This window comes from Aeromonas sp. RU39B, assembly GCF_900156095.1.
Lineage (GTDB): Bacteria > Pseudomonadota > Gammaproteobacteria > Enterobacterales > Aeromonadaceae > Aeromonas.
Genome location: NZ_FTMJ01000004.1, coordinates 110,936 through 128,099, shown reverse-complemented (window position 1 = coordinate 128,099; position 17,164 = coordinate 110,936). Strand labels below are relative to the sequence as shown.

Here is a 17,164-nt window from a genome sequence, read left to right as displayed (position 1 = left end):
TTTTGTCAGCATTCAAGGGCTGCGCAGAGAGTAACCGGTTGCACTGTTAGGAAAACGTAAAGCATGGTCTTTTGAACTGAGCCCGCTATCATGTCGTGAAGCAGCACAAGAACGGTTTCACCATCATGCACCACTGGTATCTCGCCTACTGCAAGGCAAAAGAAGAGTCCCGGGCACAAACCCATCTCCAGCTACAGGGCGTAGAGTCCTACTACCCCATGGTAGAGGTGGAAAAGCTCAAGCGGGGCAAACGGGTCAAGGTGCAAGAGCCCATGTTCCCCAACTACCTGTTCTTCTACGCCGATCTGGAGAGCGTGTCGCCCGTCAGCATCAAATCGACCCGTGGTATCTATAAGGTCATCCACACCGGTTCCGTCTGGACGCCGGTTCCTAACCAGCTGATCTATGGCCTGATGAGCCGCGACGACAGCGACGAGGCGCGGGCACACTATGCATCACTGCCCAATCCCGGTGACCGGGTACTGATTGCAGAGGGTCCGTTTAAAGGGCTGGAAGCCATCTACCAAGAGCCCGATGGCGATCAGCGCGCTATTTTGCTGGTGACCCTGCTGCACAGTGAAACGTCGAGCAGCTTTGCCAACCAGGATTTTCGTCTTATCAAGGAATAACCGCAGGGCGGGGTTGAGGTTGTGGCGCACAGGCCACAACCTCGGCGATGTGGGGGCTAACGCCCCACGGGATTAACGTATTCGATTGCCAAGCCGGAAGCCTGTTTGGTACTCACGCTCGATGATGTGACGAACCTCCAGACCTTCGTGCCCTTCCAGACCGATATCGCGCAGCAATGCCGGTGACAGATTGACCATCACTTCACGACGTTCCAGATAAGCAATACGACGCTGCACCAGGCTCTCAACGCCACGCAGCAAAACCAGTTCGAAAGACATATGACCTCCGTTTGAACCCAGCGGCTCCCACGGAGAGATAGACAAACACCACCCAGCGAGAGACCGCGGGCGATGATTAAAGACAGGATTAGTGCCTAATCACTCCTCGCGGGAGACGAAATGCACGATCTGAGGTGCCGGGATTACGGCGCGCTAGAGCGTGATGTGCGGTCATGGTGTGACGCATGATCGTCTCCTCGTTCGGATAATTAGGTTCGGCGAGTGTAAAGAAGGGCTATTTGCCCCGTCAACCATCCCACCCCATATGGGGAGGGTGAATTAGATACCTGACAGCAGCCGATACTCTTCCAGCACATAGGTATCGGTCATACCGCTCACATAATCGAGCAGCAGCCGGGTTCGGTAATACCACTCCTGCTGCGCCGGCAGCAAAAAGCGGCTATCGGGCGCGGCAATCGCCCGCTGATAGGCCTTGATATGCCGCCCGGAGAGGCGGTGGCTGAGGCGGCGCAACAAAAAACGGCCCTGGCTGCGCCCTTCCAGCAGCGCCGCAAAGGCGGTCGCCGGCAGAGTCAGCAGCTCGCTGTAGGTCTCCAGCACTCCGCGCAGGGCGGCGTAACCCTCCAGCTCCAGCGCCTCCACTTCCGGGCGCAGAAACACCTGCTCTCTGGCTACATTGCGTAAAATATCGAGTGCCCGCGCCGGCGCACTCTGCCCGTGTAGCAACGGATGGGGATAGGTGCCGGCCAAAATGGCGTCGTGCTCGCGCAGATAGGTCTCTGCCGCCAAGCTCACCAGATCGTCGGTCAGCTGCTCGCGCAGCGGGCCAAACAGACGTGGATCCTCTTTAAGCGCCGCATCAATCATCTCTCCCAGATAAGGCTCAGTAGCGGCGCCGCGCAGTGCAAGCAACAGATCCGAGAGGGAGAGAATGCGCCGGTCGACCGCATCTTCCAGATCGGCGATGCAGTAAGAGATATCGTCAGCCGCTTCCATGATATAGACCAGCGGATGGCGAGCTCCTGCTGTCAGTCCAAGTCGGGCCGAGAGGTCGGCCTGCAGCGGCCGCTCGCTCAGGTATACCGCACTCTTGGCCTGCCAGCCCTCCCCCGCCAAACCCGGCCCCGGGTATTTGCACATGGCCGCCAGTTGGCCAAGGGTAAGATCGAGTTCATGCAGGGAGTGCACCAGACGCAGGCTCTGGGCATTGCCATCAAAGTGGCAGAGATCGCGGCGAAACGGCTGCCACTCGGCACCGGGGGATGCGCCGAGCGCCGCGCTATAGAGCGCGTCATGACGGGTCTCGAGCCAGTTGCCAATGACCTGCTCACCGAAATGGCCGAACGGCGGGTTGCCGACATCGTGCAGCAGACAGGCCATCTCGACCAGATTGAGCAGGGTCATCGGTGGCACACCGGGCTCGGGTAACGCGGCCAGCACCCGACGGGTGATCTGGCGCCCGGTCTCCTGCACCTCCAGCGAATGCGTCAGCCGGCTGCGCACCGATGCTTTCACATCGAGCGGAAACACCTGGGTTTTTTGCTGCAGGCGGCGTACCGGAGAAGCTTGCACAATGCGGGCCCGATCGCGCTCGGTGGCTTCGACTAACCCTTCTGTCACGGCGGCGCGGCAACGCTCGGCCGGTATCAGTTTGCGGTACATCCCTCTCTCCTGTCAGCGTGCCAGCCACGCCCGCAGGCGAGCCACATCTGCGGGATACTCCCGCCGCATGGTTTCAATCCAGTCTTCCACGTTCTCCCACCAGGCGGGTAGCTCGGTGGTCTGGATCTGCTGACCCAACTGCTGGATACGGTGCAGCCCGATAGAGCCGGCCGCCCCCTTAATCTTGTGCCCCTCTTCGGCGATACCTTTCTGATCGCGCGCCGTCATGTTGGAGTCGAGCACCGCCATGTATTCCGGCATCATCTTCTCAAACAGATCGACACTGGAGCTAAGCACCGATTTGCCCACCGCCCCGGCATAATCCTCGAGGAAACCAATATCGAGGATACCGGCATCACTCTCCTCTTCTGGCAACTCGTCATCATCGGCCAGTACGCCGCCAAACAGGTGCCCCAGTATCGCGTGCACCGCCGCCGAGCGCAGCGGCTTGCGAATCACATCCACCATGCCGCGGGCCAGATAGGTTTGACGATCGGTGACCAGATTGGCAGTGAGCGCCACCATCGGCGGCATGCTCTCACCGTAACGGGCCAGCAGACGCTCGGCGATATCGAAGCCGGTCATATCTGGCAGCTGGATATCGAGCAGAATCAAATCAAAATCATCCGGCGTGGCCAACGCCAGCGCCTGGGCGCCATCGCGCGCCACCTGAACGTGGTGACCGAGCTTTTCCAGCAGCGCTCTGGCGACCGTGATATTGAGCTCGACGTCTTCGACCAGCAGTATGTCCAGTGGCGGCACGTCATGCTCGCTGACAGGCTCCGGCGCCTCGGCCTGCTCAACGTCGAGTTCCAGAGTAAAGCAGGCGCCTTCACCGGGGTCGCTATCTACCGAGAGTGCCCCCCCCATCGCCTGCACCAGCTGGCTGGACACAGCGAGGCCAATCCCGGTGCCGATGGACTGCTTCTGCTCGTCCTGCACCTGATAGTACATGGCGAAGATCTTCTCTTGTTCAGCCGGAGCGATACCGATGCCGGTATCCTCCACCTCAAAATGCAGCCCCAAGCGGTGAGGATCATCGGTCGGGTGCACCAGACAGCGTACCGTGACTCCCCCCTCCTTGGTAAATTTCACCGCGTTACCCACCAGATTCCACAGGATCTGGCGCAGGCGGGTGCCATCAGCCATCACAAACTGCGGCATCTCGCCATCGCGGTCAAAGTGTAGATAGAGCCCCTTCTGCTCGGCCTGAATGCGTGACAGGGTCTCTAGCTCATCGAGGAAGGCGGGCAGCTCAAGGCGCATCGGCACGATATCCAGCCGGCGCCGATCGAGTTTGTCCAGATCGATGATGTCGTTGAAGATATTGCCGAGCGTCACGGCGCTTAAGTGAATGGTTTTCAGTTGCTGATGGCGGGTTTCATCGAGCGGCGTGTCGAGCAAAATACGGCTCAAGCCAACAATGCCATTGAGCGGAGTGCGCAGCTCATGGCTGATGGTCGAGATAAAGGTGGTCTTGTCGCGGCTGGCCTTCTCTAGCTTGTCCTGATACTGCTTGCGCTCGGTGATATCGCGGCCAAACCCAAGCAAGCCGAGACGCTTGCCGAAACGATCAAAAAACGGCACTTTGCGCAGCTCAAAGTAAGCCTTGCGCCCATCCGGGTACTCCAACCACTGCTCATAGGTCAGAGACTGGTTATCGGCAAACACCTGGCGGTCCGTCTCGACCACCTTGCTGGCAACATCGGCCTTGTAGACATCGAACGGTGTCAGGCCGATAAGCTCGGACTCGGCGCGACCGGTCAACTCCTCCATGGCGCGGTTGCAACCGGAGAACTGCTCCTGCTCGTTGCGGTAATAGACCAGATCCGGTGAGCAGTCGATAAATGAGCGCAGCAGCGCGGTGCGCTCTTCCAAATTCAACTGCGCTTTTTCGCGCTGGAACACTTCGTTTTCCAGATCTTCGATGGCCTGCTGACGGGCTACTTCGAGGCGTTGGGTCTGCTCAATCTGTGCGTTGAGCTGGGTGATGTTCTCCTGCAGCTGGCGATTGAGCTCAAGGTCGCGCTCACGCATCTCCTGCAGTTTGCGCACCATGCGGCTCAAACGCTGGCGTGAATCTTCCAGCTGATCGACCACGATGGAGAGAAAATAGACCGCCCAGGGCGTCACCAGCAGTCCGAAGAAGATGGAGCGAACCAGATCCACCACATCGACCGCCCCGCGCAGAAACAGGGTCACCCCCATCTGGATCGAGACAGCCAGCACGATAATGCCCGCCGCGAGCAGCATGCTAAAGCGCACCAGCCCGAGTTTGGTCATCAGGTCAACGTAGTACTGGGCCCACGACTTGATCTGTTTCATCCATCCGATTCCTTGTCCGCATCGCTCAACAGCATACCAGCCGGCAGGAGTGGACTCACCTGCCAGACGAGCCTGCTGTGCGCCATGCCGCGTTCAGTAACGCCAAAGTGCTTAAATATTAAGCAAAAAGGCCTTTCACAATACAACTTGCCAGCATTACTATGCCGGTGACCAGCTTCGGTTCAGCATTCATATCGGACACTATGCCGCCTTCGTCCGTTCCCATCCCAACCTTGAGGAGAGAAGCTTCATGTTACGTTACAGCCTGTTAGCCGTCGCATTGTTCGGGACTGCCGCAGCCCATGCCGATGTGGTGACCATTCCCTCAGAGTCCGGTTTTTCCGGGTTTGTCATGGGGGGAGCCGGTGTCCAGAATTATCAATCCAACTTCTACAAGGGACGCGGTGGCGACGATCACCATGATGGTCTGCACAGCGGCCCCCAAAGCCAGAGCAGTCTGGTGCCGCTAATCAACGCCGACCTGCGTTACACCTTTGGCGACACTCGCACCCAGTTATTCCTCGGTAACCTGATTCAAGATGCGGTGCGTTTTGACTTCACCCAGCAAGCCGGTGTCCGCCAGCAGATTGGTGACAAGGGCGTTCTCTCTGCCGGCTATGTCTTCTCGGGCATGCCGGTTAAAACCTGGAAAGACCCTTTTGCTGAAAAAAGCCGCTCGGAGACCGATATCAAGTCCAACGGTGCCCGCCTGGGCTGGGATCAAGTTTGGGGCAGCGGGCTGAACGCGTCCTACACCTATCGTAAGATTGATGTGAAAGACGATGAGAGTGGTGCAAGTGTCACAGCACAGAGCGATATGCTTAAGCGCAGCGGCACGCAGCATCGCTACGAACTCTCTTACGATATCCGCCTGCAACCCAAGCACACCCTGACTCCGACCATCATCTACAGCAAGGCCGATCTGGACGGTAGCGCCGAGAGTTATGATCGCACCCAGTTGCAGTTAAGCTACGCCTATCAGGGTGCCCAGTGGTCGCTGACCAGCAACGTGTTTGCAGCCCAGCGTAACTACGACACCGACAACCCCATCTACAACCAGCAAGCCGATGCCGATGAATATGGCCTCAACGCCACCTTCTTCTGGCATCAACTGATGGGAATCAAGCCGCTCAGCGGATTTGTCAGTGCCTCTTACGCCAAGTCCAACTCCGACATCGCCTTCTATGACACTCAGGTAAGCAGTGTCGGCACCGGGCTGATTTACAACTTCTGATACATCGGAAACTCACGGGGCGCACCATGCGCCCCGTTTTATTTACAGCAGATCGCGAAAGCGATGCCACAACATCCCGAGCGCCAGCAGGGGGGAACGTAAATGTTTGCCTCCGGGAAAGCGCAGGTGCGGCACCCGACTGAAAATATCAAAGCCAAGGCTCTCGCCACGAATCGCTTCGGCCACCAGTTTGGCCGCCATGTGGGTGGCGTTCAGGCCATGACCGGAATAGGCCTGGGCATAGTAGACATTGCCATGAAGGGGCAGCCGCCCAATCTGCGGCATACGGTTGGCGCCAATTCCGATCATGCCGCCCCAGGCGAACTCGATGTTCGCTTCGCGCAGCTCTGGAAAGGCGCGTAGCATCTTGGGCAGCATAAAGGCGCGCAGATCCCGCGGGTCTTTGCCCGAGTAGTTACACGCCCCGCCGAACAAAAGACGCCCATCGGCCGAGAGACGGTAGTAATCGAGCACGGTATTGACGTCGCACACCCCGAGATTGCCCGGCAGCAACCGGTCTCGCAAACGCTTGGGTAGCACTTCGGTGGCCAGGATGTAAGAGCCGGCCGGTAGCACCTTGGCCCCTACGTCGGGCTCAAGGTCTGCCAGATCCACATTACACGCCAGCACCAGCTGATCGGCCACCACCCGACCACGGCGGGTTGACACCGACACCTTGCTGCCGTATTCGATGCGCGTCACCATGGAGTGCTCGAACAGTTTCACCCCCAGCGCAGCGGCGGCGCGTGCTTCGCCAAGCGCCAGATTGAGCGGGTGCAGATGGGCCGAGCCCATGTCCACCAGCGCCCCGATATAGCGATCAGAGCCCACCACCTCGTGGATCTTCTCTTGCTCGACCAGTCGCACCTCAAACGGATACTGCAAATCCGTCAGACTCTGCATATCACGCTCAAATTCCCGCATATGTCTGGGCTTGAGCGCCAGATCGGCGTGACCAGGCGCCAGATCGCAATCGATGGCAAAGCGGGCGATGCGATCTTTAACCAGTTGCACCGCCTCAATTCCCATCCGATCGATCTCACGCGCCCCCTCTTCACCGATCCAGCGCACAAACTGATAAGGATCGTGGCCGATGCCACGGATCAGCTGGCCGCCGTTGCGCCCCGATTCACCCCAGCCGATGCGTCGCCCTTCCAGCAGAACCACTGAATAGCCGAGATCGGCCAGGTTGATGGCGGTATTGAGGCCGGTAAAACCGCCCCCGACCACACAGATATCGGCGCGTAGCTCCCCTTCCAGCTCCGGCCAGGTGGCAGGATCGTTGCGGGTCGCGGCGTAATAGGAGTGAGTATGTTCGAGATTTTCAGTGGTCATCAGCAGCATCCTTGCCAGTGAAATGATGTTTACCAAATTAAACGAAAAACCCGGCTATGCCCATCCCCGAGCCTGGTGTGTTTATTACAGATAAACAAAAGGCGCCCCGAGGGGCGCCTTGCAAGCAATCAAAATACGGTAGTAATTACAGTACGTCGATAGCGTTCAGGTCGGAGAAAGCCTTCTCCAGACGCTTGATCATGGAAGTTTGACCTTCACGCAGCCATACGCGCGGGTCATAGAACTTCTTGTTCGGCTTGTCAGCACCTTCCGGGTTGCCCAGCTGGCCTTGCAGGTAAGCTTCGTTCTTCTTGTAGAAGTTCAGCAGACCTTCCCAGGTTGCCCACTGGGTGTCAGTGTCGATGTTCATCTTCACGACGCCGTAGGAGATGGATTCGCGGATCTCTTCCAGAGTGGAGCCCGAGCCACCGTGGAATACGAAGTCCAGAGACTTGGCAGGGATGCCAAACTTCTCGGAAACGTACTTCTGGGAAGCGTCCAGGATCGACGGGGTCAGCTTGACGTTACCCGGCTTGTAAACACCGTGCACGTTACCGAAGGAGGCAGCGATGGTGAAACGCGGGCTGATCTTGGACAGACGCTCGTAAGCGTAAGCCACGTCTTCCGGCTGGGTGTACAGAGCGGATTGATCCATGTGGCTGTTGTCCACACCATCTTCTTCGCCACCGGTGCAACCCAGTTCCAGCTCCAGAGTCATGTTCATCTTGGCCATGCGGGTCAGGTACTCGCAGCAGATGTCGATGTTCTCTTCGAGAGACTCTTCGGACAGGTCCAGCATGTGGGAGGAGAACAGCGGCTTGCCGGTTTCGGCGAAGTGCTTTTCACCCGCGTCGAGCAGACCGTCGATCCACGGCAGCAGCTTCTTGGCAGCGTGGTCGGTGTGCAGGATCACCGGGATACCATAGGCTTCGGCCACAGCGTGAACGTGCTTGGCACCGGAGATGGCACCCAGGATGGCAGCCTTCTGACCTTCCAGCTTCAGACCCTTACCGGCAGTAAATACAGCGCCACCGTTGGAGAACTGAACGATGACCGGAGCCTTCACCTTGGCAGCGGCTTCCAGCACGGCGTTGACGGAATCGGTACCGACGCAGTTAACGGCCGGCAGAGCGAAGCCGTTTTCCTTGGCGACAGCGAATACCTTCTGAACGTCATCACCGGTGATTACGCCGGGCTTAACGAAGTCGAAAATCTTCTTAGACATGTTTCTCGTCCTATTCTCGTATGCCAATAAAAAATGGGGGGTTCATCATGAACCGGCACAAGGCGGGCACATGATAGACGAAACGGGAGGCTTTTGCCCCCCGTTTCCGGGTCATTGCTTATGCTTTAGCGCGTTGTTCCAGGATGGCAACGGCCGGCAGTTTCTTGCCTTCTACGAACTCCAGGAAGGCGCCGCCGCCAGTGGAGATGTAGGAAACCTTGTCAGCGATACCGAACTTGTCGATAGCCGCCAGGGTGTCACCACCGCCAGCGATGGAGAAAGCCGGGGATTCAGCGATAGCGCGAGCGATCACTTCGGTACCCTTGGCGAACTGGTCGAATTCGAATACGCCAACCGGACCGTTCCACAGGATGGTTTTGGCGTTCATGATGATGTCAGCCAGAGCCTTGGCAGAATCCGGGCCGATGTCGAAGATCATGTCGTCATCAGACACATCAGACACAGCCTTGGTGGTGGCCGGAGTGGACTCGGAGAACTCCTTGCCAACCACGACGTCGGTGGTAGCCGGGATGGAGGTTTCGGCAGCCAGCTTCTTGGCGGTGTCGAGCAGGTCGTGTTCGCACAGGGACTTGCCGACGTTGTGACCGGCAGCAGCGATAAAGGTGTTGGCGATGCCACCACCAACGACCAGCTGGTCAGCGATCTTGGAGAGGGATTCCAGCACGGTCAGCTTGGTGGAAACCTTGGAGCCACCAACAATAGCAACCATCGGACGAGCCGGGTTGTCCATGGCCTTGCCAAGGGCTTCCAGTTCGCCAGCCAGCAGCGGACCTGCACAGGCAACCGGAGCAAATTGAGCCACACCGTAGGTGGAGCCTTCAGCGCGGTGAGCAGTACCGAATGCGTCCATTACGAAGATGTCGCACAGAGCGGCGTACTTCTTGGCCAGCTCTTCGGTGTTCTTCTTTTCGCCCTTGTTGAAGCGGCAGTTTTCCAGCACAACCAGTTCACCCTGGGCAACTTCTACGCCATCCAGGTAATCCTTGGCCAGACGAACCGGGCAGGACAGAGCGTCTTTCAGATAGTTAACCACCGGAGCCAGGGAGAACTCTTCGTTGTACTCACCTTCGGTAGGACGACCCAGGTGGGAGGTGATCATCAGCTTGGCGCCCTTTTCCAGAGCCAGCTTGATGGTCGGCAGAGTCGCAACGATACGTGCATCGGAAGTGACCTTGCCGTCTTTTACCGGCACGTTCAGGTCAGCACGGATCAGGACACGCTTGCCAGCCAGATCCAGGTCGGTCATCTTGATAACAGACATATTCAGTCCTCTATATTTTTCCAGGTAATGTTAAAAACAGTAACCTTGTGCCCGGGGCAGGCCTCAGCCTGCGACCATCATGGCCCGGGTGGTATCCAGCATGCGGTTTGCGAAGCCCCATTCGTTGTCGCACCACATCAACATCTTGACGAGGTTGGCATCGCTCACACGGGTCTGGGTACCGTCAATGATGCATGAGTGAGCATCATGATTGAAATCGACCGAAACCAGCGGTTCTTCGGTGTAATCCAGAATGCCGGCTAATGTACCTCTGGATGCCCGTTGCAGGGCTTGATTTACGTCAGTAACCGTAACTTTTTTTCGTACTGTGATACTGAGATCCATCGCCGTGACGTTGATGGTGGGTACCCGCACCGCGATCGCCTCGAACTTGCCGGCGAAGTGCGGCAAAATTCGCTCCAGGCCCTTTGCCAGCTTGGTATCCACCGGGATGATGGACTGGCTGGCGGCTCGGGTTCGACGCAGATCGGTGTGATACGCGTCAATCACCTGCTGGTCATGCATGGCTGAATGAATTGTCGTAATTGTACCACAATTTATTTCGAATTCTCGATGCAATGTTTCAATCACGGGGACCACGCAGTTGGTGGTACACGAGGCGTTCGAGACGATCCGCTCACGTCCGGTCAGCTGATAATGGTTGACCCCGTAAACGATGGTCGCGTCCACATCCGCATCAGCCGGATGAGAAAACAGTACCTTGCCCGCCCCTGCCGCCAGATGCTTTTCTGCATCGGCCCGCGAACCGAAGATGCCAGTGCAATCGAGCACCACGTCCACCCCCAGAGCCCGCCACGGCAGATTGGCCGGATCACGTTCGGCAAACAGCGGGATCAGGTCTTCCCCCACCTGCATGGTGTTGCCAGCGAGTTCGACCGGGAAAGCAAAGCGCCCGTGACTGGTGTCGTAACGAGTCAGATGCGCCATGGCGGTCGGTGCCGCCAGTTCGTTAATTGCCACGATTTTGATGCACTTGTCGCGGCCACTCTCATAGAGGGCGCGCAGTACATTGCGGCCAATACGGCCATAGCCGTTGATGGCGATACGAATCATCCGGACAGGGCCTCCTCTGATTCAGGACGGACAGGCAGTGTAGCGCTGGATCACAAAACAAAACAGGGCCCGCAGGCCCTGTTTGAGGTGAGAAGGAGTATTACTTCTTCTCGGCACCCTTGACATCGTCAGCCGCCTGCTTCTCGATAGCGAGCAGCTCGACCTCAAAGACCAGCACGGAGTTAGCCGGGATGGAGCCCGCGCCATGTTCACCGTAGCCCAGCTTGGCGGGCAGGAAGAACTTGAACTTGGAGCCGACTGGCATCAGTTGTACGCCTTCGGTCCAGCCCGGGATCACCTGGTTGAGCGGGAAAGTAACCGGCTCGCCGCGATCGACAGAGCTGTCGAACTTGGTGCCGTCGATCAGGGTACCGGTGTAGTGCACCTTGACCACGTCAGTATCTTTCGGCTTCGGACCATTACCGAGCTTCTCAACCTGATATTGCAGGCCGGAGGCGGTGGTCTTGACCCCTTCCTTCTTGGCGTTGTCGACCAGGAAGGCATCACCCTTCTTCTGGTTCTCGGCAGCGTCCTTCTCGGCCTTGGCCTTGGTCAGGTCGTTGATCTTGGCATCATAGGCTTGCAGGGCCTTCTGGATCTCTTCATCGCTCATCTTGGCGCTCTTGGAGAGACCATCGGTCACACCCTTGAGGATCACCTGATTGTCGAGCTTGATGCCCAGCTCTTGCTGGCGCTCGAGGGTGTTGGCGATATAACGGCCCATGGAGAGACCGATTGCATAGCCGGACTGCTCTTCGAAGCTCTTGGCCTCGACCTTGCCTTCCGCCGGTTTGGCAGCTTCGGTCTTGGCAGGAGCTGCCGGCTTCTCATCCTTCTGGCATGCAGTCAGACCTACAGACACGGCAGCTGCCAGCAGGGATACCTTCAGAAAACTATTCATCAGACTCTCCAAACATAATGCGACTCGCCCTTTCCATCCGAAAGGGGAGATTAAGGGCAACAAACCGCCCTATACTAGCGCCCGCGACCGTGCGAACAAAGCATGAGACAGGAAAAATGCAAAAAAGTGCCGTAGTGATACTGCTTCTCACCACATTACTCTCTGGCTGCAACCAACCGGAGTCAAACGCAGAGCAGCAGCTTCAGCTGGCAGACAGCAGCGTGCTCAGTGGCGAACTCTCGAATGATGCGTCGCTGGCGCTGCTTGGCAGTGCCAGTCAGGGCGCGGTGTTGTGGGACTTGCCCCGAAAAACCCCCCGCTTTCGCTGGCACACCGACAAGGATGACGAGCCGGTGACCGTCACCCGCTTCTCCCCCGCGTCGGGTTGGGCCGTCACCGCCTCGGCCACCACCTTCGCCCTGTGGCAAACCCGGGATGGCAAGTCGGCCGGTTACTACTCCCTGCCCGAATCACGCCTGCGTGATATCGCCGTGGCGGACAACGGTCATCAGGTGGTGATTGCCCGCGAAGATGGCAAGAGCGAGTGGGTCGATCTGCAAAGCGGTCGCCGCCTGCAGTTTCTCGGCCACAGCGAAGCGGTGAACAGCGTTGATCTCTCCCCGAATGGCCGTTACGCCCTGAGCGGTGGCAATGACTACGCCGCCTATCTGTGGAATACCCAAAGCGGCCAGGTGCTGCATCGCTTCAACCATGGCAGCCGGGTGGCGCTGGTGCGGCTCGATCCAGCCGGTCGCTACGCCTTTACCGCCAGTGCCATGGGTCAGGCGGTGATCTGGGATCTGGTCAGTGGCAAACAGGTCAGTCAACTGCAGATGAAGCACCGTCAGGAGATCTACAGCACCGCCCGTTTCGTCAATCAGGGCAAATGGCTGCTGACCGGCTCACCCTCACGCCAGGCTGAACTGTGGCAGGTGAGTGACGGCGCATTGCTCGCCAACTGGCAAGTGGCAATCCGCGAGCAGCATCGACCGGCTGGCGCAGTGGTCTATGGCGTGGCTTTGCGCGACAATAACCGGGTAGTCACACTCAGCTCCAGCGGCTATGCCGAAACCTGGAGCATCAAGTAAAGGAAATCTGATGGACACGCAGCCGCTTCTCGAGCGCATTGAAACCCTGGAGACCCGTCTTGCCTATACCGAATACACGGTCGAGCAACTGAGTGAAGAGCTTGCCGTGCAGGGCCGCGAGCTGGACAAGTTGCGCTATCAGTTCCAGCTGCTGGTGGAAAAGTTCATGGTGATACAACCAAGCCAGATTGCCAGCATGTCGGAAGAGACGCCGCCTCCGCACTACTAAGCGTGAAATGGACTAAACACAACGGGGAGAGCGTTATCGCTCTCCCCGTTTTTCTATTCATGTGTCCGACGACTCGCTCATGCGATGGGCGACAGCCCGCGCCGAATCCGCTTGATCCCGGCCTCATAGAGCCCATCTCGCCCCTGCTGGTGTTCACGGGTATCGAAAATCTTCAAAAACCACATGTACTGCCCCGGATGCCGGGTTAGCTGCTGCTGCACCATATTGTTCATGCGGCAGGTGTCGGCGACCACATCATCCGTTGGATAGTTATCAAAGGGTTCGCCAATCTCCAGGCGATAACAGCGCTGCGCCTCGTCATAGCAGGCCATCAGCGGCACCGCACTGGCACCGCTGACCTGCACCAGACGCGGTAACGCCGGCAGAGTCGCCTTGGGATGACCAAAGAAGGGAACGAAAATACTCTTGTCGCGGCCGTGATCCTGATCGGGCAGATAAAAGAAACTGTGCCCTTTTTTGATGGTTTTGATCACTGCCTTGATGCCGGCGCTGCGCTCATACACGCGGCAACCATTGCGCGCACGCGCCCGATTCAGGTGCCAATCAAACACCGGATTGCGCGCCCGTTTCATCATGGTGCACATCGGCACGCCGCGTTGGGTGAAATAATACCCGGCAGCATCGACCGGCCAGGTGTGTGGCACCACCAGAATCACTTGCCGGCCCTGCGCCTGCAGTGCCTCGATGTGTTCCCAGCCACTGACCTGCATCCTGCTCATCAAATAACGCGGGCCGCGCACACTGAACTCGCCAAACCCCAGCAAACTCTTGAGCCCGACCCGAATCGAGGTCATCACAATGGCATCGTGCTCAGCGGCACTCTGGGCCGGGAAGCAGATTGCCAGATTGGTTCTGGCGATATAGAGCTGTTTTTTCGAGACGCGAAACACCAGTGGAGCCAGTGCGTCGGCCAGACGGTCACGCATCCATACCGGCACAAACGCGAGCACCATCAACACCCCCAGCGACATCCAGCTCAACCAGTAACGCGGATGAAGAAAACGGGTTTCAAACGAAGAGTCAAACAACGGATCGTGGGAGGACATGCAGGGGTGTCTAGCAATATGGGTGGTGGCGCATTGTAGTCTGAGCAACAGGTAATACCAGTTAAATTCATCCCACTATGTCGTTAAGAGCATAACAACAGAGGGTTCACCGCCACGTAAAACCTCACCGCGATGACAACCACTGACAAAAAAAGCCCGCGATGGCGGGCTCTTTCATATCAATCCGGGTATCAGTGGTGGTGACCGTGACCACCGCAACCACCACCACCGCAGCAACCGCCTTGGCCGTGATCGTCGTCGTCATGCTTATGGCCAGCACCGCCACAGCAACCGCCGTGACCGTGTTCATGATCGTGGTAATGGTCATGATGATGACCACCGCCGCAGCAGCCGCCCTCTTCATGATCATGATCGTGACCGTGACCACCACAACCACCGGCACCGTGAACATGGCCATGGGCCAGCTCTTCGGCAGTGGCCGGACGCACGTTCTTGATCTCGACGGTGAAGCTCAGGGTCACGCCAGCCAGCGGATGGTTACCATCGACCTTGACGAACTCTTCAGACACTTCAACCACGGTCACCGGACGGTGGCCATCGTCGGTTTCGGCCACGAAGGTATCACCTTCGGCCACTTCCATGCCGTCGAACAGTTCGCCCGGCACTTCTTGAACCAGCGACTCGTCATACACGCCATAGGCCTGTTCCGGAGTCAGGGTCACGTCAAACGCGTCACCCACAGCACGCCCCTCCAGCGCAGCTTCCAGACCGGAAACCAGATAGCGGGTACCGTGCAAATAGACCAGCGGCTCTTTGCCGACGGTACTGTCGATCACCTCACCGTGCTCGTCGGTGACGGTGTATTCCAGCGTAACAACGCTCAGAGGAGCTACTTTCATGTCAGGGATCCTGCAAAGAGAAAAAACGGCACAAGCATAACCGAAATCGGCGCCCCCGCCTATGCCGTGATCATGGCCGGAAGACGCCAATCACCTCTTCGCTGTCACGGGTCGCTTTATCAACCTCATCACCGGGTCTGACCCGGGTGTCGCCACACTTGATGCAGGTCACCTTCTCGACTCCATGCTCCAGATACAGCATCATGGTGTCCATTTTGCCGCAGGCGGGGCAGACCGCGCCGGCAACGAACCGTTTTTTACGCCTGGTTTCCATTTTTGTTACCTCCCGGCAGCATCATATCAAGGTTTGCTCATGCATCACGCCATCGAATTTCACTCTCACCATGCCACGACGCTCTGCTTTGGCAAGCGCCAGCGCCAACCACAGGGACAATTGCTGCGCATTGCCGCCGGCATGGCCCTGCTGCGACTCGGTGAGCAGGAGTTGTTGCTGACCGAAGGCGATGGCTGCTGGCTGCCGGCCGACTGTCTGGCGGCCTTTACGCCGCTGCGCGACTGTCGCTGGCAGCAGGTGCTGATCTCTCGCCGTCTGATGCAGCCGGCCGTTTCCGGCTGGCTTGAGAGCACGCCACTGCTCGATGCCCTGCTCGAACAGCTCGCCAGCTGGCAGGAAGAGAAAAGCTGGCAAGGCCCGTATGGCGATCGCCTGCGGGTGCTGGCCGATGAGCTGATGCGTCAGCCCTTGCAGATGCAAGGCCGTCTGCATCCGCTGCAGCAGGAGTGGCAACAACTGCTGCGCGGTGAGGCTCCGCTGGAGGCGAGCGAGCAACTGGCACAACTGGCGCTGCAGTGGCGCTTGCTGCGTGCCGATCGCCTGCTCAAAGGGGGGCAAAAGATGGATGGAGTGCTGCGCCAGCTCGGTTATCGCGATGAGCTACAGTGGCAACAGGATCTGCAGTGGTGGCAGCGCGAATGACCCTAAATGGTGACAACAGCTGATTCTGTCATCAACTTTTCCCCATTGCTGCCGCTTAAACAGGATGATGCCTGAACCGCAGAAACTGTGCAGAGACCGGCAGTGCCGGCCGGCGAACTCGGCTATGCTGGCGATGGACCTGATATTCACATTGAACTCAACGGGATTTTGCCTATGAAAAGCAAGGCTAACCAGTCACAAGGGATGCTGCTTTTCCGACTCACCCAACAACAGCTATTTGCCATCGGAACCCTCAAGGTAAAAGAGATCGTCCCCTTTACCCCGCTGACGGCCATTCCCCACTCTCATCCGACCGTGCTCGGCGCGGTCAGCCTGCGTGGCCACACCCTGCCGGTCATCGACATGGCGCGCGCTGTGGGTTATCGCCCAATCCCGGCCGAGGAGCGCAGCCGCTGCTTTATTATCATCACTGACTGCCGCCGTACTCTGGTCGGTTTTCTGGTGCGGGGGATCGAGCGGATCAGCGAGTGTAACTGGCGTGACATCCTGCCGCCGCCGGCCAGCCTCGGTCATAACGTCTTCGTGACCGGCGTGACCCGGGTCAACGAGCAGCTGATCCAACTACTGGACGTTGAGCTGATTCTGTCGCGCATCTTCCCCGACGATCCGGAGCACCTCTATCCGCTACTCACCGACGTGCAGCGGGAAGTGCTCAAACCGATGCGGATCCTGCTGGTCGATGACTCATCGGTGGCGCGCAAGCAGCTGATGAACGCCCTCGATTACATCAACATTCCCTATCAGGTCAGTGGCAACGGTAACGACGCCTTCACCCTGCTCAAGGAAGCAGCCGAGCGCGGCCAGCCGATCGATATTCTGGTCAGCGATATCGAGATGCCGGGGCTCGATGGCTATGAGCTGGCATTCGAAGTGCAAAGCGATGCCAGGCTGGCCAAGGCCTACATCATTTTGCACACCTCGCTGTCGAGCGAGATCAGCGTGGAGCGGGCCCATCAGGTCGGTGCCCACGAGGCGCTCACCAAGTTTGAAGCCAATGAGCTGGTGCAGGCGATGCTGCGCGGTGCCGAGCACCACAAGGCACTGCAAAGCTGAGC

Annotated in this window: 17 protein-coding genes; 6 read left to right on the top strand and 11 right to left on the bottom strand. The window is 58.2% G+C overall.

Annotation, left to right across the window (positions count from 1 at the left end; genetic code table 11):
- Positions 1–125: 125 nt before the first annotated feature.
- Positions 126–629, top strand: a complete 504-nt coding sequence (gene rfaH / locus BW958_RS08005) for a transcription/translation regulatory transformer protein RfaH (protein ID WP_076575368.1) — start codon at positions 126–128, stop codon at positions 627–629.
- Between the two features lie 72 nt (positions 630–701).
- Here rfaH and BW958_RS08000 read toward each other — a convergent pair whose 3' ends face one another.
- The 3 genes from BW958_RS08000 to arcB form a co-directional block, all read right to left on the bottom strand.
- Positions 702–908 (bottom strand): hypothetical protein, encoded by a 207-nt coding sequence (locus BW958_RS08000; RefSeq protein ID WP_076575212.1) that lies wholly within the window; start codon positions 906–908, stop codon positions 702–704.
- A gap of 279 nt (positions 909–1,187) precedes the next feature.
- On the bottom strand, positions 1,188–2,531 hold the full coding sequence (gene dgt, locus BW958_RS07995; protein ID WP_076575211.1) for a dGTPase: 1,344 nt from the start codon (positions 2,529–2,531) through the stop codon (positions 1,188–1,190).
- A gap of 12 nt (positions 2,532–2,543) precedes the next feature.
- Positions 2,544–4,856 carry an aerobic respiration two-component sensor histidine kinase ArcB gene (gene arcB, locus BW958_RS07990; protein ID WP_076575210.1) on the bottom strand — a complete coding sequence of 771 codons (2,313 nt, stop codon included), beginning with the start codon at positions 4,854–4,856 and terminating at the stop codon, positions 2,544–2,546.
- Between the two features lie 250 nt (positions 4,857–5,106).
- Between arcB and BW958_RS07985 the strand changes: the two genes are divergently transcribed.
- Entirely contained in the window at positions 5,107–6,090 is a 984-nt protein-coding gene (locus tag BW958_RS07985) for a DUF2860 family protein (protein ID WP_076575209.1), read from the top strand.
- A 42-nt stretch (positions 6,091–6,132) separates the two neighbouring features.
- Here BW958_RS07985 and BW958_RS07980 read toward each other — a convergent pair whose 3' ends face one another.
- The 5 genes from BW958_RS07980 to fkpA all read right to left on the bottom strand — a co-directional run bounded on the left by BW958_RS07980 (position 6,133) and on the right by fkpA (position 11,907).
- Positions 6,133–7,425, bottom strand: coding sequence for an NAD(P)/FAD-dependent oxidoreductase (locus BW958_RS07980; RefSeq protein WP_076575208.1), 1,293 nt, complete (start codon positions 7,423–7,425; stop codon positions 6,133–6,135).
- 145 nt (positions 7,426–7,570) lie between these two features.
- Complete coding sequence (gene fbaA / locus BW958_RS07975; protein WP_076575207.1) at positions 7,571–8,650, bottom strand: class II fructose-bisphosphate aldolase; 1,080 nt, start codon at positions 8,648–8,650, stop codon at positions 7,571–7,573.
- A 118-nt stretch (positions 8,651–8,768) separates the two neighbouring features.
- On the bottom strand, positions 8,769–9,932 hold the full coding sequence (locus BW958_RS07970; protein WP_076575206.1) for a phosphoglycerate kinase: 1,164 nt from the start codon (positions 9,930–9,932) through the stop codon (positions 8,769–8,771).
- Positions 9,933–9,995: 63 nt separating this feature from the next.
- Positions 9,996–11,006: an erythrose-4-phosphate dehydrogenase gene (gene epd / locus BW958_RS07965; protein WP_076575205.1), complete on the bottom strand. Its 1,011-nt coding sequence runs from the start codon at positions 11,004–11,006 to the stop codon at positions 9,996–9,998.
- Positions 11,007–11,106: 100 nt separating this feature from the next.
- Complete coding sequence (gene fkpA / locus BW958_RS07960) at positions 11,107–11,907, bottom strand: FKBP-type peptidyl-prolyl cis-trans isomerase (protein WP_076575204.1); 801 nt, start codon at positions 11,905–11,907, stop codon at positions 11,107–11,109.
- Positions 11,908–12,023: 116 nt separating this feature from the next.
- Here fkpA and BW958_RS07955 point away from each other — a divergent pair, with 116 nt between their 5' ends.
- Both BW958_RS07955 and BW958_RS07950 read left to right on the top strand, forming a co-directional pair.
- Positions 12,024–12,995: a WD40 repeat domain-containing protein gene (locus BW958_RS07955; RefSeq protein WP_076575203.1), complete on the top strand. Its 972-nt coding sequence runs from the start codon at positions 12,024–12,026 to the stop codon at positions 12,993–12,995.
- Positions 12,996–13,005: 10 nt separating this feature from the next.
- Entirely contained in the window at positions 13,006–13,224 is a 219-nt protein-coding gene (locus BW958_RS07950) for a SlyX family protein (protein WP_076575202.1), read from the top strand.
- Between the two features lie 77 nt (positions 13,225–13,301).
- Here BW958_RS07950 and lpxM read toward each other — a convergent pair whose 3' ends face one another.
- The 3 genes from lpxM to BW958_RS07935 form a co-directional block, all read right to left on the bottom strand.
- Entirely contained in the window at positions 13,302–14,291 is a 990-nt protein-coding gene (gene lpxM / locus BW958_RS07945; RefSeq protein ID WP_076575201.1) for a lauroyl-Kdo(2)-lipid IV(A) myristoyltransferase, read from the bottom strand.
- A 191-nt stretch (positions 14,292–14,482) separates the two neighbouring features.
- Entirely contained in the window at positions 14,483–15,151 is a 669-nt protein-coding gene (gene slyD, locus BW958_RS07940) for a peptidylprolyl isomerase (protein WP_076575200.1), read from the bottom strand.
- A gap of 70 nt (positions 15,152–15,221) precedes the next feature.
- Positions 15,222–15,425 carry a YheV family putative zinc ribbon protein gene (locus BW958_RS07935; RefSeq protein ID WP_076575199.1) on the bottom strand — a complete coding sequence of 68 codons (204 nt, stop codon included), beginning with the start codon at positions 15,423–15,425 and terminating at the stop codon, positions 15,222–15,224.
- 39 nt (positions 15,426–15,464) lie between these two features.
- Here BW958_RS07935 and BW958_RS07930 point away from each other — a divergent pair, with 39 nt between their 5' ends.
- Together BW958_RS07930 and BW958_RS07925 are read left to right on the top strand one after the other, a co-directional pair.
- Complete coding sequence (locus tag BW958_RS07930; protein WP_076575198.1) at positions 15,465–16,088, top strand: AraC family ligand binding domain-containing protein; 624 nt, start codon at positions 15,465–15,467, stop codon at positions 16,086–16,088.
- Positions 16,089–16,262: 174 nt separating this feature from the next.
- Complete coding sequence (locus BW958_RS07925) at positions 16,263–17,162, top strand: chemotaxis protein (protein ID WP_076575367.1); 900 nt, start codon at positions 16,263–16,265, stop codon at positions 17,160–17,162.
- Positions 17,163–17,164: the final 2 nt, after the last annotated feature.